This window comes from Nocardia aurea, assembly GCF_003123685.1.
Lineage (GTDB): Bacteria > Actinomycetota > Actinomycetes > Mycobacteriales > Mycobacteriaceae > Nocardia > Nocardia aurea.
Genome location: NZ_QCYJ01000130.1, coordinates 113,453 through 130,340 on the forward strand (window position 1 = coordinate 113,453; position 16,888 = coordinate 130,340).

At 69.4% G+C, this 16,888-nt stretch carries 1 protein-coding gene (only partly in view); it reads right to left on the minus strand.

What is annotated here, in order from left to right:
- A protein-coding gene (locus DAT37_RS32660; protein ID WP_109528752.1) for a non-ribosomal peptide synthase/polyketide synthase crosses the window boundary here: on the minus strand, positions 1-16,888 show its final stretch. The gene runs 20,279 nt beyond the window's last position; the window shows 16,888 of its 37,167 coding nt (coding positions 20,280-37,167); its start codon lies off the right edge, out of view; it ends in the stop codon at positions 1-3.

The window sequence follows — 16,888 nt, forward strand, 5'->3', positions numbered from 1 at the left end:
CTACTCCGCGGTGATGATGCGGACCTCCGGGTCGGCGGCGTCGACCGGGTCGCCGGGGGCGACGAACCAGTGGGTGACTTCGCCGTCGGCGAGGTCGTCGGCGATCTCGTCGGCACCCGGGATCACCGAGAGAGCGCCGGCGGTGGCGGTGGCGAGGAATTCCAGCAGGGCCGGGCGGCCGGCCGAGGCGGTGGTGAACGTGGTCGATTCGTAGTCGATCGCGTTCTCGTCGCGGACCCGGATCGCCAGGTCGAGCGCTTCGGTCTGGGTGAGGGTCGCTTTCGCGCCGTCGACCAACTGCACGAAGGCGGCGTGGCCCTCGCCGAGCGGGCGCACCCGGTCGGCGTAGGAGACCGGATGTGCCGCGGCGGCGGACAATTCGGTCTGGATCGCCGGATCGCTGGGGACCAGCCACCGCACCTCTCCGGCGCTCGCCTGTGCGGCGATGCCGAAACCGGCTCCGGCGGAGATGATGTCGTCTTCGGACAGTCCGTGGGCGAACAGGCAGGCACCGCCCGCCTTCTGCACGGCCCATGCCGCGACGACCAGGTCCACCGAACGGGGCAGTGCCAGCGCGACGACATCGCCCGGGCCCGCACCGTGCGCGATGAGAACCCGCGCCAGCTGCGAGGACCGTCGATCGAGCACGTGGTAGGCGAGTTCGTCGCCGTCACTCAGCAGTGCGGGTGCCTGCGGATCGGCCTCGACCACTTCGGCGAGCACCTTCGCCACGGTGCGCGCGCCGACGAAGCTCTGCTCGGGAACCGTTGCCGCGGCGGCGATTCCGGATTCGGCGAGCAGTTTGGCGCGCTCGGCGTCGTCGAGGATGTCGATATCGCGGACCAGCCCGGCGGGGTCGCCGAGCAGCGCTTCCAGTACCCGGACCAGACGGGTGGACAGGGTGGTGACCTCGTCGGCGGTGAACCGGTTGAGCAGGTATTCGACATCGATGCCGAGGGTGGATTCCGCGGCCACCTTGAGCGTCAGCGGGTAGTGCGTCGAGTTGCTGACGTTCACGCCGGTCACCGACATGCCGTCGATCGAGCTCGCGGCTTCGATCGCCTCGCGGTCGATCGGGTACGACTCGAAGACGAACAGCGTGTCGAACTGTGATCCCGCACCCGCGGCCCGCTGGATATCGGCGAGTCCGACGTAGTGGTGGTCGAGCAGTTCGGCCTGATCGCGTTGCAGGCGTTGCAGTTGCGTGCCGATGGTCGCGCCGTCATCGATGCGCACCCGCACCGGGAGGGTGTTGATGAACAGGCCGACCATGGATTCCACCCCGGACAGTTCGGCCGGGCGACCCGAGACCGTCGCGCCGAACACCACGTCGGAGCGGCCGGTGAGCCTGCCGAGCAGGATGCCCCAGGCCGCCTGGACCAGCGTGTTCACCGTGATGCCGAGTTCGGCGCAGTGTTTGGTCAGCGTGCGCGTGCGGTCGACGTCGAGTTCGGTGACGATGTGGGCGGTCTCGTACTGTTCGGCCGAACGCGGTTGCGGCGCGAGTTCGGTGGGTTCGGTGACGCCGTCGAAGGCGTTCGCCCAGACCCGCAGCGAATCCTGGAGGTCACGTCCGGACAGCCATTCCAGGAAGGTCCGGTAGGAGGCGATCTCCGGCAGCGCCGACCCGTCGCCGCGCAGTGCGTAGAGCACGAGCAGATCCTGCATCAGCAGCGGCATCGACCAGCCGTCGAGCAGGACGTGGTGGGTGGTGATGGCCAGATGCCACCGCTGGGCGCCGGTGCGGAACAGGGTGAAACGCACCAGCGGCGGCGCGGCCATGTCGAACCGGTCGGCGAGGTCGGCGGTCAGGTGTTCGCGCAGCCGCGCGTCCTGGTCGCCCTCGGAGGTGAGATCCACCTCGCGCCACGGCACGTCGACGCCGTCCATGACCACCTGCACGGCCTGACCCGACGAATCGGTGACGAACGCGGTGCGAAGGTTGGGGTAGCGGTCGATCAGGCCCTGCGCCGAGGCGCGCAGGCGTTCGGCGTCGACGACACCGTCGAGGTCGATGACCGCCTGCATGGTGTAGACGTCGACGGTCGCCGTCGTCATCAGCGCGTGAAACAGCAGACCCGATTGCAGCGGGGTCAGCGGCCACACCTCGTTCATGCCGGGGTAGGTGCGTTCCCACAGTTCGATATCGGACTGGCCGACCCGGACCAGCGGCATATCCGACGGCGTGCGGCCGCCGGCGTCCGGCCTGCCCGCGTGCGCGGCGAGCGCGCCGAGCGCGCCGACCCAGTGCTCGGCCAGTTCGGCCACCCGGTCTTCGGTGAGCAGTCCGGAGGGATAGGCGAACGACGCGATCAGCTGCGGGCCGCTCGCACCGGTGACCACCGTGGCCTCGATATCGACGGTCGCGGCGGCGGGCATGCCGGGATCGAGCAGGGTGGTGATCTCGGCGGGCAGGACACCCCGGTAGTGGAAACCGATCTGGCCGAGGTCGCCCAGCCCGTGGCCGAGACCGTGGTCCGGCACCGAAAGCAGCTGTTCCTTCACCGATTTCACGACCGTGCCCATGGCGGTTCCGCCCGCGAAGGCGTCGTCGAGATCGGTTCCGGCCAGGTCGATCCGCGCCGGATGGGCGAGGGCGAATCCGCCGAGGGTGTGCGAGAGGTCCGCGCCCGCGACGGCGTCGACCGCGCGGCCGTCACCGTCGAGCCGGACGAGCATCGTCGACTCACGGCCGCCGCGCCACCGCAGCACCGCGACGGCCAGGGCCGAGAGCAGCCCGTCGGTGACGGTCGCGCGGTAGAGCGCGGGAACGGTGTCGACCAGGGCCGCGGTGATATCGGCGGGGACCACGACGCGCAGGTGTCGCACCGTGCGCGCGGTGTCGACCGCCGGATCGAAGGCCCGGTCACCGAGCAGCGGATCCGGCGTCGCCGAGATCTGCTGCCAGAAGGCCTCGTCGGCGCCGACGGGCGCCTCGGCGACACTGTGCGCCCAGCGCCGCAGTGTCGTTCCGGTGGGCGGAAGGGCGAGCGGCGCGTCGATGCCGAGGCGATCGGCGGCCGTGGTCAGTTCGTCGAGCAGGATCTGCCAGGACAGGCTGTCGGCCACGAAACCGTGGGTGACGACCAGCAATTCGTCGTCGCGCTGGTCGGCGAAGGTGAACAGCACGAATTGCGCCACGATGCCCGCGGCCGGATCGAGACGGGTGGCCGCCTCCCGGAATTCCGCCTCGGCGAGCTGCGACAGGTCGGCGTTCTTCGCCACCCTGGCCTCGCACACCATGTCCTCGATATCGAGGACGCCGGATTCGAGCGCCTCGAATTCCCAGCCGCCGCCGACCTTGCGCAGCCGGGTGCGCAGGGCGTCGTGCCGGTCGATGATCGCGGTGATCGCCTCGAGCAGGGTGTCCCAGTCGAGTGCGGCGGGCAGCGGCAGCAGGGCCGCGCGGGCGAAGCGCGGATAGCCCGCGCCCTTCGGCGAGCCGACGCCCTCCGGGAGCACCGCGCGCATGGCGGGGGTCAGCGGGATTTCGCCGATTCCGCCGCCGGGCAGTTCGCGGATCCTTTCCAGTGCCGGATCGGGCGAGGTGTCGGCCACCGAGGCCAGTGCGGCGACGCTGCGCTGGTCGAAGACGTCGCGCACGCTGAACACCACGCCGAGCGCCTTGGCCCGCGACACCAGCTGGATCGACAGGATGCTGTTACCGCCGAGTGCGAAGAAATCGTCGTCGGCGCCGATGTGCTCGACGGCGAGCACATCGCTGAACACGCCCGCCACCAACTGCTCGACCGGTGTCGTCGGCGCGCGGAACTCCGCCTTCTCGAAGGTCGGCTCCGGCAACGCGTTGCGGTCGAGTTTGCCGTTCGCGTTCAGCGGCAGGGCGTCCAGCGCGACGAAGGCGCTGGGCACCATATAGGAGGGCAGTTCGGCGGCGAGCGCGGAATGCAGTGCGCGCCGGTCCAGTTCGCCCGTCTCCGGGTCGATCCCGGCGACGAACGGCACCACGTAGGCGACGAGTCGGTCGCCGAGACCCGGGTCGGTGTGCGCGAGCACGGCCGCGGCGGCGATCGCGGGCTGACGCAATAGCGCGGCCTCGATCTCGCCGAGTTCGATACGGAAACCGCGGATCTTCACCTGGAAGTCGGTGCGGCCCCGGTAGTCCAGTTCGCCGTCGGCGTTCCAGGCCACCAGGTCGCCGGTGCGGTACATGCGCTCGCCCGCCGTGCCGAACGGGTCGGCGACGAACCGTTCGGTGGTGAGATCGGGGCGGGCGAAGTAGCCGCGCGCCAATTGCGCTCCGGCGAGGTACAGCTCGCCCGAGACACCGACCGGGACCGGCCGCAGCCGCGCGTCCAGCACGTAGACGCGGCTGTTCCATTCCGGCGCGCCGATCGACACCGAGGTCCGGTCGGCCGCGGTGACCAGGTGGCTGGTGATCGAGACCGCGGCCTCGGTCGGGCCGTAGAGGTTGAACAGCTGTGCGGCGTTGCCCGCACGGAAACGCTGCGCGGTCGCGGCGGGCAGCGCCTCACCGATGGCGAGCACGCGGCGCAGCGAACCGGGCAGCCGATCCTCGGATTCGGTGAGCAGCGCGTCGAGCATGGACGGCACCACATGCAGGGTGGTCACACCCGTGGCGCGCATCAACTCGTTCAGGTACGTCGGATCGCGATGTCCGTCGGCGGTGGCGATGACGAGCCTGGCGCCGCTCACTGCCGCCGACCAGAATTCCCACACCGACAGGTCGAAGGTGGCCGCGGTCTTGAGCAGGACCGCGTCCTCGCTGCCGAGACCGAATTCCGCCTTCTTCCAGAGCAATTGGTTCGCGATTGCGCCGTGTGGCAGCGCGACGCCCTTGGGCTGGCCGGTGGAACCGGAGGTGAAGATGACGTAGGCGGTGTTCGCCGCGGTGAGTGCGCCGCGACGCTCGGACGGGGTCACCGGGTTCGCCGAGAAGCCCGACAGGTCCAGTTCGTCGATGACGACCGATTCGGCCGTCGCCGTCGTGAACGATTCCCGGTCGGTGGTCAGCACGCAGACCGGCGCGGCCGTGGCCAGGATGTAGTCGACCCGGTCCGCGGGTTGATCGGGGTCGACCGGCACGTAGGCGGCGCCGGATTTGGCGACCGCGTACATGGCGACGACCAGATCGGTCGAACGCCGGATCGCCAGCGCGACCCGATCCTCGGTGCGGACACCGCGTCCGATCAGATAGCGCGCGAGCCGGTTGACCCGCGCGTCCAGTTCGGCGTAGGTCAGGTTCTCGCGCTCGCCGGAGGGCAGATCGGCGACCAGCGCGACCGTGCCGGGCGCGGCGGCCGCGACGGCGGCGTCGAACAGCGACACCAGCGTCGCGGTGGTGTCCACCGGCCGGTCGGTGTCGTTCCACGCGGTGAGGATGCGTTCGCTCTCCTCGGGCGCGAGCAGGTCGATCTCGCCCACCGGCACGGTCACGTCGGCGATCACCGCGTCGAGTACGCGCACGAACCGGTCCGCGAAACCCTGCACCGTCGCTTCGTCGAAGAGGTCGGTGGCATAACCGAATTCGGTCATGATCTCGGCCGGAGTGCCGTCATCGGTGTAGCGGTCGTAGACGGTGACCTGAAGGTCGGTCTTGGCCAACTGGGAGTTGAAGTTGACCGCGCTCACGGTGAGACCGGGCAGGGTCAGCGCCGTCTCGGCCAGGTTCTGGAACGACAGGCCGATCTGGAACAGCGGATTGCGCGCGGTGGAACGTTCCGGATTCAACACCTCGACCAGGCGCTCGAACGGGACGTCGGCGTTGGCGAAGGCCTCCAGATCGCGTTCGCGCACGTCGCCGAGCAGATCGGCGAACCGGTCGCCGGGACGCACGCTGGTCCGGAAGACCAGGGTGTTGACGAACATACCGATCAGATCGTCGAGTTCACGTTCGCCGCGGCCCGCGATCGGGGTGCCGACCGCGATGTCCTCGGTGCCGGAAAGCCGTGCCAGCAGTACCGCGAGGGCGGCGTGCACGACCATGAACAGCGAGGCGTGATTGGCGCGCGCCACCTCGTGCAGTTTGGCGTGCCGCTGCGGGGAGATCTCGAACCGGATCGCCTTGCCGTGGAAGGACTGCGTCGGCGGACGCGGACGGTCGGCGGGCAGTTCCAGCTGATCGGGCAGTCCGGCCAGCGCGGCCCGCCAGTAGGCGACCTGCTGGGCGGCGAGCGATTCCGGATCGTCCTCGGAGCCGAGTACCGCGCGTTGCCACAGCGCGTAGTCCGCGTACTGCACCGGCAGCGGAACCCACTGCGGTACTTCGCGGTTGACCCGGGCGGCGTAGGCGGCCATGAGGTCGCGGGCCAGCGGGCCCATCGACGCGCCGTCCGCGGCGACGTGGTGCACCACGAAGGCGACCACGTGCTCGGCGGTTTCCGAGGCCGATCCGGTGACGCGGTACAGCGCGACCTTCAGCGGCACCTCGGCGGTGACATCGAAGGTGGTGAGCGCGAACCGGATCACCGTCGCGATCAGATCCTCTTCGGCCACCTCGACCGGGATCAGTTCGGGCGCGGTCGCCGACACCGGGAGGATGACCTGACGCGGCCCCTCCTCGGCGCTCGGGTAGGTGGTGCGCAAGACCTCGTGGCGGGCGAAGACATCACCGATGGCCAGGGCGAGCGCACCGGCGTCCAGGGTGCCGGACAGTCGCACGGCCAGCGGGATGTTGTCCACCGCCGAGGCGTTCGTATCGAACTGGTTGAGGAACCAGTAGCGCTGCTGGGCGGGCGAGAGCGGCACCAGATCGGGCCGCCGCATCGCTTTCAGCGCGGGCCGGGTGCGTCCGGAGCCCGCGAGCCGCTCGACGCTGGTGGCCAGCGCGAGCACCGACGACGCCTCGAACAGATCGCGGACCGCCAGCTGGGTGTCCAGTGCCGCGCCGAGCCGCGCGGTGACCTGGGTGGCCAGCAGCGAGTTGCCGCCGAGTTCGAAGAAGTCGTCGTCGAGACCGACCCGGCTCACGCCGAGGACGTCGGCGTAGATGCCCGCCACGATCTCCTCGACCGGGGTGGTCGGCGCGCGGAAGGCCTTGACCTCGAACACCGGCGCGGGCAGCGCCTTGCGGTCGAGTTTGCCGGAGGCGTTGAGCGGGAAGGCGTCCAACGTCACGAACGCGGTCGGGACCATGTACGCGGGCAGTTCGACCGCGAGTTCGGCGCGGATGGCCTCGGCGTCGATCGTCCGATCGGCGGCCGGGACCAGGTAGGCGACCAGCTGATCGCCCAGACGATCGTCGGAACGCACGAGCACGACGGCCTGTGCCACCGAATCCACGGTGGTGAGGGCGGATTCGATCTCGCCGAGTTCGATACGCAGACCACGCAACTTCACCTGGAAGTCGGTGCGGCCCAGGTATTCCAGCTCACCGGACGCCGTCCAGGTCACCAGGTCACCGGTGCGGTACATCCGCGCACCGGCCGGATCGAACGGATCGGCGACGAAACGGTCACCGGTCAGGTCGGGACGCGCGACGTATCCGCGCGCCAACTGCGCACCCGCCAGATACAGCTCACCCGCGACACCCACCGGCACCGGATGCAACCGCGAATCCAGCACGTAGACACGCGTGTTCGAGACGGGGGCGCCGATCGGCACGGACACCGTGTCGGCATCGGTCACCTCGTGGAAGGTGACGTCCACCGCGGCCTCGGTCGGGCCGTACAGGTTGTGCACCGCCGTTCCGGTGAGTTCGCGCAACTTCTGCGCGGTCACCGCGGGCAGCGCCTCGCCGGAGGCGAAGACATACCGCAGGCCGGTGCATCGGGCGGCGCCCGTTTCGGCCACGAACACCGACATCATCGATGGCACGAAATGCGCGACGGTGATATTGGTTCCGGTGATGATGTCGACCAGGTAGGCCGGATCGCGATGCCCGTCCGGCTTGGCGATCACCAGGCGCGCGCCGATCTGCAAGGGCCAGAAGAACTCCCACACCGACACGTCGAAGGTGGCGGGGGTCTTCTGCAATACCACGTCGTCGGCGACCAGACCGTATTCGCTCTGCATCCACACCAGGCGGTTCACGATCGCGGCATGCGAGACGGCGACGCCCTTCGGCCTGCCGGTCGAACCGGAGGTGAAGATGACGTAGGCGGTGTTCGACGGGCGCAGCGGCGCAAGACGATCCGCGTCGGTCACCGGATCCGCCGCGTACGCCGACAGATCCAGGTCGGCGATGTCGACCGCGCGCACGTCACCGGCGTCGAATTCGTCGCGCGCGGTGGTGAGCACGCAGACCGGTGCCGCGGTCTCGAGCACGTAGTGGGTGCGGTCGGCCGGATGATCGGGGTCGAGCGGCACATACGCACCACCGGCCACGGTCACCGCGTACATGCCGATCACCAGTTCCAGCGAGCGCCGCATCCCCAGCGCCACCATGGTGTCCGGACCGACGCCGAGCGAGATCAGGTGCCTGGCGAGGCGGTTCACCCTGGCGTCGAACTCGCCGTAGGACAGATCCGTCCCCTCGAAGGTGAGCGCGGTCGCGCCGGGCGCGTGCAGGGCCTGCGCGCGATACATCGAAGCGAGGGTGGCCTCGGCGTCGATCTCGACGGCGGTGTCGTTCCAGCCCGTGACGAGCTGACGACGTTCGGCGGCGTCGAGCAAGTCGATATCGCCGAGCACCGCGTCGTCGCTCTCGACCATCGCGGTCAGCAGCCGGACCAGTCGCCGGGCGAAGCCCGCCACCGTCGCGGCGTCGAACATATCGGTCGCGTAGGCGAATTCGGCGCGCATGCCGTCGGAGGTGCCGTCCGCGGCGAGGCGGTCGGAGACGTTGAGGTGCAGGTCGAATTTGGCGGTGACGACGTCGAGCGGGACACCGGCGACCTCGAGGCCCGGCAGCTCGAACGAGGCTTCCCCGGTGTTCTGGAACGACAGCATCACCTGGAACAGCGGGTGCCTGGCCTGCGACCGCGCCGGGTTCAGGATTTCGACCAGCCGCTCGAAGGGCAGGTCGGCGTGGCCGAACGCCGCGAGATCGGTTTCCCTGGTGTGGGCGAGCAGTTCGGCGACGGTCAGGGCCGGATCGACCGCGCTGCGCAGCACCAGCGTATTGACGAACATGCCGATCGCGTCGTCGAGCACGGCCTCGCCACGTCCGGCGACCGCGGTGCCGACCGCGATGTCGTCGGAGCCGGACAGCCGGGCCAGCAGCGCCGCGAGTGCGGCGTGCACGACCATGAACAGGCTCGCGCCGTGGCCGCGGGCCAGACCGTCCAGCGCGCGGACCAATGTCGCGTCGAGTTCGAATTCGAACACGTCGCCGCGGTGGGAGGCGACGGCGGGACGGGAGCGGTCCGAGGGCAGATCGAGCTGATCGGACAGTCCGGCCAGATGCCGGGACCAGAACGCGATCTGCTCGCCGATCAGCGACGCCGGATCCTCTTCCGAACCGAGGGTTTCGCGCTGCCACAGCGCGAAATCGGCGTACTGCACCGGCAGCGGCGCCCAACCGGGAGCCTCACCACGCGAACGGGCCGCGTAGGCGATCATCACATCCCTGGCCAGCGGCCGGACCGACCAGCCGTCACCGGAGATGTGGTGCACGACGAAGACCAGCACGTGCGTCTCCGGGCTGGAGCCGTCCATCGACGCCGCGATCCGGAACAGCCTGGCGCGCACGGGAACTTCGGTGGTCACGTCGAATCCGGTGAGCACCAGATCGTTGACCCGTTCGGCGATCTCGTCCTCCGACACCGGAATCGGCGTCAGATCCAGACCGTCGTGACCGGTGGGCAGCACCACCTGGACGCCGGTGCCCTCGGCGGTCTGCGGGTACATCGTCCGCAGCACTTCGTGCCGGTCGACCACGTCGGCGACCGCTTGGCGCAGCGCGTCGGCGTCGAGTGTTCCGGTCAGCCGGACGGCGAGCGGGATGTTGTTCACGGCGGTCCGGTTGTCGAACCGGTTCAGGAACCACATGCGCTGCTGGGCCAGCGAGAGCGGAATGGTGGCCGGACGCGGTCCCGCGGCCAGCTCGCGACGTCGTCCGCTGCCCGCGTGCGCTTCGACCCTGGTCGCCAGACCGGCGACGGTCGGCGCTTCGAACAACATGCGGACCGGCACCCTGGTGTCCAGGGCCGAGCCGAGGCGGGCCGCCACCTGGGTGGCGATCAGCGAGTTGCCGCCGAGGTCGAAGAAATCGTCGTCGAGGCCGACCGGGCGGTCCCCGGTCAGCCCGAGGACGTCGGCGAAGGTGTCGGCGACGGTCTGTTCGATCGGCGTCGACGGCGCGCGGAACTCGCGCGCCTCGAAAACCGGCTCGGGCAGCGCGCGGCGATCCAGTTTGCCGTTGGCGTTGAGCGGCATCTCGTCGAGAACCACGGTCGCGGCCGGAACCATGTAGGACGGCAGTCGCGAGGCCACGTGGGCGCGCACGGTCTCGATGTCCACGGTCGCGCCGGGGGCGGGCACGACGTAGGCGACGAGGCGGTCGCCGGTCAGCGCGTCCGAACGGACCAGCGCCACCGCCTGCGCGACGGTGTCGTGACCGGTCAGCGCGGTTTCGATCTCACCGAGTTCGATGCGCAGACCACGCAGTTTGACCTGGAAGTCGGTACGACCCAGGTAGACGATCGAACCGTCGGCCGCACGGGTAACGAGGTCACCGGTCCGGTACATGCGCGCACCCGGCGCACCGAACGGATTCGCCACGAAACGATCCGATGTCAGATCGGTGCGGCCGTAGTAGCCGCGGGCCAGCTGATCACCCGCGAGGTAGAGCTCACCCGCGACACCTGCCGGAACCGGATGCAATCGCGAATCCAGCACGAACGCCTGCGCGTTCCACACCGGCAGACCGATGGGCACCGCGCCGGAGACGTCGTCGGCGACCGGGGCGTGCGTCGCGTGGACGGCGAATTCGGTGGGGCCGTAGAGGTTGTACAGCTCGGCCGAGCTGACCCGTCGGATGGCGGCGACGGCGTCGGAGGTGAAGGCCTCACCCGCGACGAGCAAGGCGCGCAGGGAGCCCAGAAGAGCGCTGTCTGCGCTACCCGCGAAGACGGTCAGCATCGACGGCACGAACGAGGTCATCGTCACCCGCTCGGACGCGATCACCTCCGCCAGATACTGCGGATCCCGATGACCGTCCGGCGTGGCCACGACCATCCGGCCACCGGTCGAGAGCGGACCGAACAACTCCCACACCGACACATCGAAGGTCGCGGGCGTCTTGAACAGCACCACGTCGTCCGCGCCGATGCCGTACTGACCGGTGATCCAGCGGATCTGATTCACCACCGCCGAATGCGGCAGCGCCACCCCCTTCGGACGACCCGTCGAACCGGAGGTGAAGATCACGTAGGCCGGATGCTGCGCCAGCAACGGCGCGATCCGCTCGGCATCGGTGACCGGCGCATCGGAGTATCCGGAAAGGTCGAGTTCGTCGACCACGAGGGTCTCGATACCGGTGGCGTCGAAACCGTCACGCGCCGTAGTCAATACGCACGCGGGCGACGCGGATTCGAGCACGTGGCCCACCCGCTCCGCGGGCTGATCCAGATCCAGCGGCACGTAACCGCCACCGGCCTCCTGCACCGCGTAGGCGGCCACCACGAGATCGACGGAACGCCGGATACCCAGGGCCACCAACGACTCCGGACCCACACCCGCCGCGATCAGACGCCGAGCCAGACGATGCACACGCGCACCGAACTCCGCGTAGGTCAACGTGACACCACCGGCCGGATCCACGATCGCGACCGCGTCCGGAGTCACCGACACCTGACGGGCGAACTCCGCCACCAACGTGCTCGCCGAATCCAACTCCCGCACGGTGGAATTCCAGCCGCGCAACGCCCGGTAACTCTCCCGCTCGTCGAGCAGCGGGATATCGCCGATCGCCCGATCGGGTTCGGCGACAACCGCGCCGAGCAGCCGCTTGAACCGCCTGCCGAAATCCTCCATCGTGGCCGGGTCGAACAGGTCGGTCGCGTAGATGAGTTCGGCGACGATGCCCTCGGCGGCGGGTTTCTCCGACATCACCAGTTGCAGATCGAATTTCGCCACATCGATCGGCAGGTCGACGCCGCTGACCGTCAGGCCGGGCAATTCCAGGCTGGTCTGTCCGGTGTTCTGGAACGACAGCATGACCTGGAACAGCGGATGGCGGGCCTGCGAACGGGCCGGGTTGAGGATTTCCACCAGCCGCTCGAACGGCAGGTCGGAATGACCGAACGCGGCGATATCGGTGGCGCGCACCGCGGCGAGCAGGTCGGTGAACGTCGCGCCGAGCTCGACCGGGGTCCGCAACACCAACGTGTTGACGAACATGCCGATCAGATCGTCGAGCGCGCGCTCGCCACGACCGGCCACCGGGGTGCCGACGGCGATATCGTCCTCGCCGGACAGCCGCGCCAGCAGTACCGCGAGCGCGGTGTGCGCGACCATGAACAGCGTCGCGCCACGGGTGCGCGCCAATTCGACCAGCCCGGCGTGGGTTTCGGCGTCGATATCGAAGGCGTGGGTGGCGCCCCGGCCGCTCGCGACCGCGGGACGCGGCCGGTCGGCGGGCAGGTCGAGCTGCTCGGGCAGTGCGCGCAGTTCGTCGCTCCAGAACGAGATCTGTTCGGAGATCACCGATTCCGGGTCGTCCTCGGCGCCGAGTACCGCGCGCTGCCACAGCGCGAAGTCCGCGTACTGCACCTCGAGCGGACGCCAGGACGGTTCGCCGCCTTCGACGCGCGCGCCGTAGGCGATCATGATGTCGCGGGTCAGCGGGCCCATGGAGAAACCGTCGGACGAGATGTGGTGCACGACCAGCGCGAGAATGTGTTCGGTGGGGCTGACCTCGAAGAGCCTGGCCCGGAACGGCACCTCGGCGGTGACGTCGAAGGCCGTCTGCACGAAGTCCGCGAGCCGCGCGGGCAGCGCTTCCTCGCTGACGTCGACCGGGGCGAGATCGGGGATGACCTGCCCGGTCGGCACGATCTGCTGCTGGGCCGCGCCGTCCACCTCGGGGTAGAAGGTGCGCAGCGATTCATGCCTGGCCAGCACGTCGGCGACCGCGATCTGCAAGGCCTGGCGGTCGAGCAGACCGGAGAGCCGCACCGCGGCCGGGATGTTGTCGACCGTCGACTCCGGGTCGAAGCGGTTGAGGAACCACATGCGCTGCTGAGCCAGCGACAGCGGCACCCGGTCGGGACGCTGCTGCGGCGCCAGCGCCGTGCGCGCGCCCGCCCCCGCCCGCGATTCCACCCGGGCCGCGAGCGCGACCACGGTGGAGGCGTCGAACAGTTCCCTGACACCGAGTTCGGTGTCGAGCGCGGCGGAAAGCCTGGCCGCGACCTGGGTCGCGCTCAGCGAGTTGCCGCCGAGTGCGAAGAAATCGTCGTCGAGTCCGACGCGGGCGGCGCCGAGCACATCGGCGAAGACGTCGGCGACGATCTCCTCGACCGGTGTCGTCGGCGCGCGGAAGACCGCGACCTCGAAGACCGGCGCGGGCAGCGCCTTGCGATCCAGCTTGCCCGAGGCGTTGAGCGGGAATTCGTCGAGCACGATGACCGCGGCGGGCACCATGTAGGCGGGCAGCTGCCTGCCGAGATCCTCGCGCACCAGTTCGGTGTCGACGCGCAGGTTCGCCACCCCGACCACGTAGGCGATCAGTTGATCGCCCGCGTGCGCGTCGGTGCGGACGACGACCACCGACCGGTCGATCTCGTCGAGTCCGGTGAGCGCGGATTCGATCTCGCCGAGTTCGATCCGCAGACCGCGCAGTTTCACCTGGAAATCGGTGCGGCCCAGGTATTCCAGCTCTCCGACGGAATTCCAGGCGACGAGGTCGCCGGTGCGGTACATCCGCGATCCCGCCGTATCGAACGGGTTGGCGACGAAACGGTCACTGGTCAGGTCGGGCCTGGCGACATAGCAGCGCGCGAGTTGCTCGCCCGCGAGATAGAGCTCACCCGCGACGCCGACCGGAGCGGGCCGCAGCCGCGAATCCAGCACGTAGACCTGGGTGTTGTACACCGGTGCGCCGATCGGGACCAGTTCGGTGTCGGCGGTGACCACCCGGTGATAGGTGACGTCGACGGCCGCCTCGGTCGGACCGTAGAGGTTGTGCATGGCCGCGCCGGTCAGTTCGCGCAGGCGGTGCGCGGGTTTGGGTGAGAGCGCCTCACCCGAGGCGAACACCATCCGCAGCGATCCGCAGCGCGACGCGGCGGCGTCGGCCACGAAGACCGCGAGCATGGACGGCACGAAATGGGTCACGGTGACCCGTTCGGTCGCGATGACCTCGGCCAGATAGGCCGGATCGCGGTGACCGTCCGGCTTCGCGATCACCAGGCGCGCGCCGATCTGCAAGGGCCAGAAGAACTCCCACACCGACACGTCGAAGGTCGCCGGCGTCTTCTGAAGGACGGCGTCGGCTTCGGTGAGTCCGTATTCGGCCTGCATCCACACCAGGCGGTTGACGATCGCGGCATGCGAGACCGCCACACCCTTGGGCCGTCCGGTCGAACCGGAGGTGAAGATGACGTAGGCGGTGTTCGACGGACGCAGCGGCGCGCGCCGCTCCCCCGCCGTCACCGGATGTTCGGACAGTCCCGACAGGTCGAGCAGGTCGATGCGGACCTGCGCGGTATCGATGTCGAGATCGCTGCCCGAGGTCAGCACGCAGACCGGATCGGCCGTGGCGAGAATGTATTCGGTGCGCTCGGCCGGGTGATCCGGGTCCAGCGGCACGTACGCGCCGCCCGCGATCGTGACGGCGTACATGCCGACCACCAGATCGATCGAACGCCGCATCCCCAGCGCCACGAACGATTCCGGGCCGACGCCGCGGTCGATGAGCCAGCGGGCCAGGCGGTAGACCCGTGCCGCGAACTCGTCGTAGGACAGATTCGTCCCCTCGAACGTGAGCGCGGTCGCCTCCGGCGTCTTGGCCAGCTGCATCTCGAACAGCGAGACCAGGGTCGCGACCGGTTCGACATCCACCGACCGCGCGGAAGACATCCGTGCGGACCGTCCCGGCGGCACGGCCGCCGCACGTTGCGCCAGGACCGCCGCCACGTCGAAGGCCGTGTTGTTCCAGCCGGTGGTGACCAGTTCGCGTTCGGCGGCGTCGACGAGTTCGATATCGCCGACATCGACGTCGGGTTCGGTGGTGATCGCGGTCAGCACCCGCACCAGACGGTCGGCGATACGGCGCACCGTCGCCTCGTCGAACAGATCGCGCAGGTAACCCGCGCGGATGCGCAGGCGCGAATCGAGCTGGGCGATCAACGTCAGCGGGTAGTGCGTGGCGTCGGCGGCGTCGAGGCCGACGACGGCCATACCGTCGATATCGGCGGCCTGCGCGCGAATGCCGTCGGCGTCCACCGGGTAGGACTCGAAGACCACGAGGGTGTCGAACAGTCCCGCCATGCCCGCGGCCGACTGGATGTCGGCCAGGCCGACATAGTGGTGGTCGAGCAGATCGGCCTGCTCACCCTGGGTACGGGTCAGCAGTCGGCGCGCGGATTCGGCGGGATCGAAACGCACCCGCACCGGCACGGTGTTGATGAACAGGCCGACCATGGCCTCCACCCCGGCCAGCTGGGCCGGGCGACCGGAGACGGTGGTGCCGAACAGCACGTCCTCGCGTCCGCTCATGCGGCCGACCAGGATGCCCCAGGCGACCTGGAGCACCGTGTTGGGGGTGACGCCGAGCGAACTCGCCAGTTCGGTGAGTCGGGTGGTCGCCACCTCGTCGAGTTCGAAGAAGTACTCGCCCGACAGGGTGGTGATCTCGCGGCCGGCGTCCGGACGCGACAGCAGCGTCGGTTCGCTGACCCCGCGCAGCGCGTGCGCCCACGCCGCCACCGAGGCGGTGTGGTCCTGCTGCGCGGTCCATTCGAGGAAGTGGCGGTAGGAGCGCACCGCGGGCAGTGCCGTGGTGTCGGCGTGCAGCGCGTAGAGCGCGAGCAGATCCCGCATGAGCAGCGGCATCGACCAGCCGTCGAGCAGGATGTGGTGGTTGGCCACCGCGAACTGCCAGCGGTCGGCGGCGACCCGGATGAGGGTGAACCGGATCAGCGGCGGCGCGGTCAGATCGAAACGGCGCATGCGGTCGGCCTTGATCAGGTCGGCGCTCTCACCCGATTCGACGCGATCGTGTTCGGCCCAGGCGACCCGGACGCTGTCGAGCACGACCTGCACCGGATTGCCGTGCCGGTCGGTGAGGAAGGCCGTGCGCAGGTTCTCGTAGCGATCCACCAGAGCCTGGGCGGCGGCGCGCAGACGGGTGGCGTCGACGCGACCGGTGAGGGTCAGTACGGCCTGGGCGGTGTAGACGTCCACCGAACTCGCCGCGAGACGGGCATGGAACAGCAGACCCGCTTGCAGCGCGGACAGCGGCCACACATCGGTGAGCGTCGGGAAACGCTTCTCCCAGGCGTCGATATCACGCTGGGTCGTGGTGACCAGCGCGAAGTCGGCGGGGGTGTGCCCGCCCGCGTCGGCCGAATTCGCGTGCCGCGCGACCGCTTCCAGCGCCGAGGTCCACAGTTCGCCGAATTCGCGCACCGCGGCGGCGTCGAGCAGGGTCGACGGGTAGCCGATATTGGCGGTCAGCTTGTCGCCGACCACGATCGCGTTGACATCCAGCGGTGCCATCGCGGGCATATCCGCGTCGTAGGAACCCGCGAGCGCGCCGAGTTCGCGGGCCGGAACCCAACCGAAGCCGCGCAGCGCCTCGGGCACATCGCTGTCGGAGACGCGGCCCAGGTAATTGAAACTCACCTGGCCGGGCAGGTTTTCGGGCAGCTGGGCCGCCGTCGCGGGGTTCAGGTAGCGCAGCAGTCCGTAGCCGATGCCCTTGTCCGGCACCGCGAGCAGCTGTTCCTTGATCGCCTTGACGGCCTTGCCCAGCGCGGGTCCGCCGGTGAGCGCGGCGTCGACGTCGATGCCCGCCAGATCG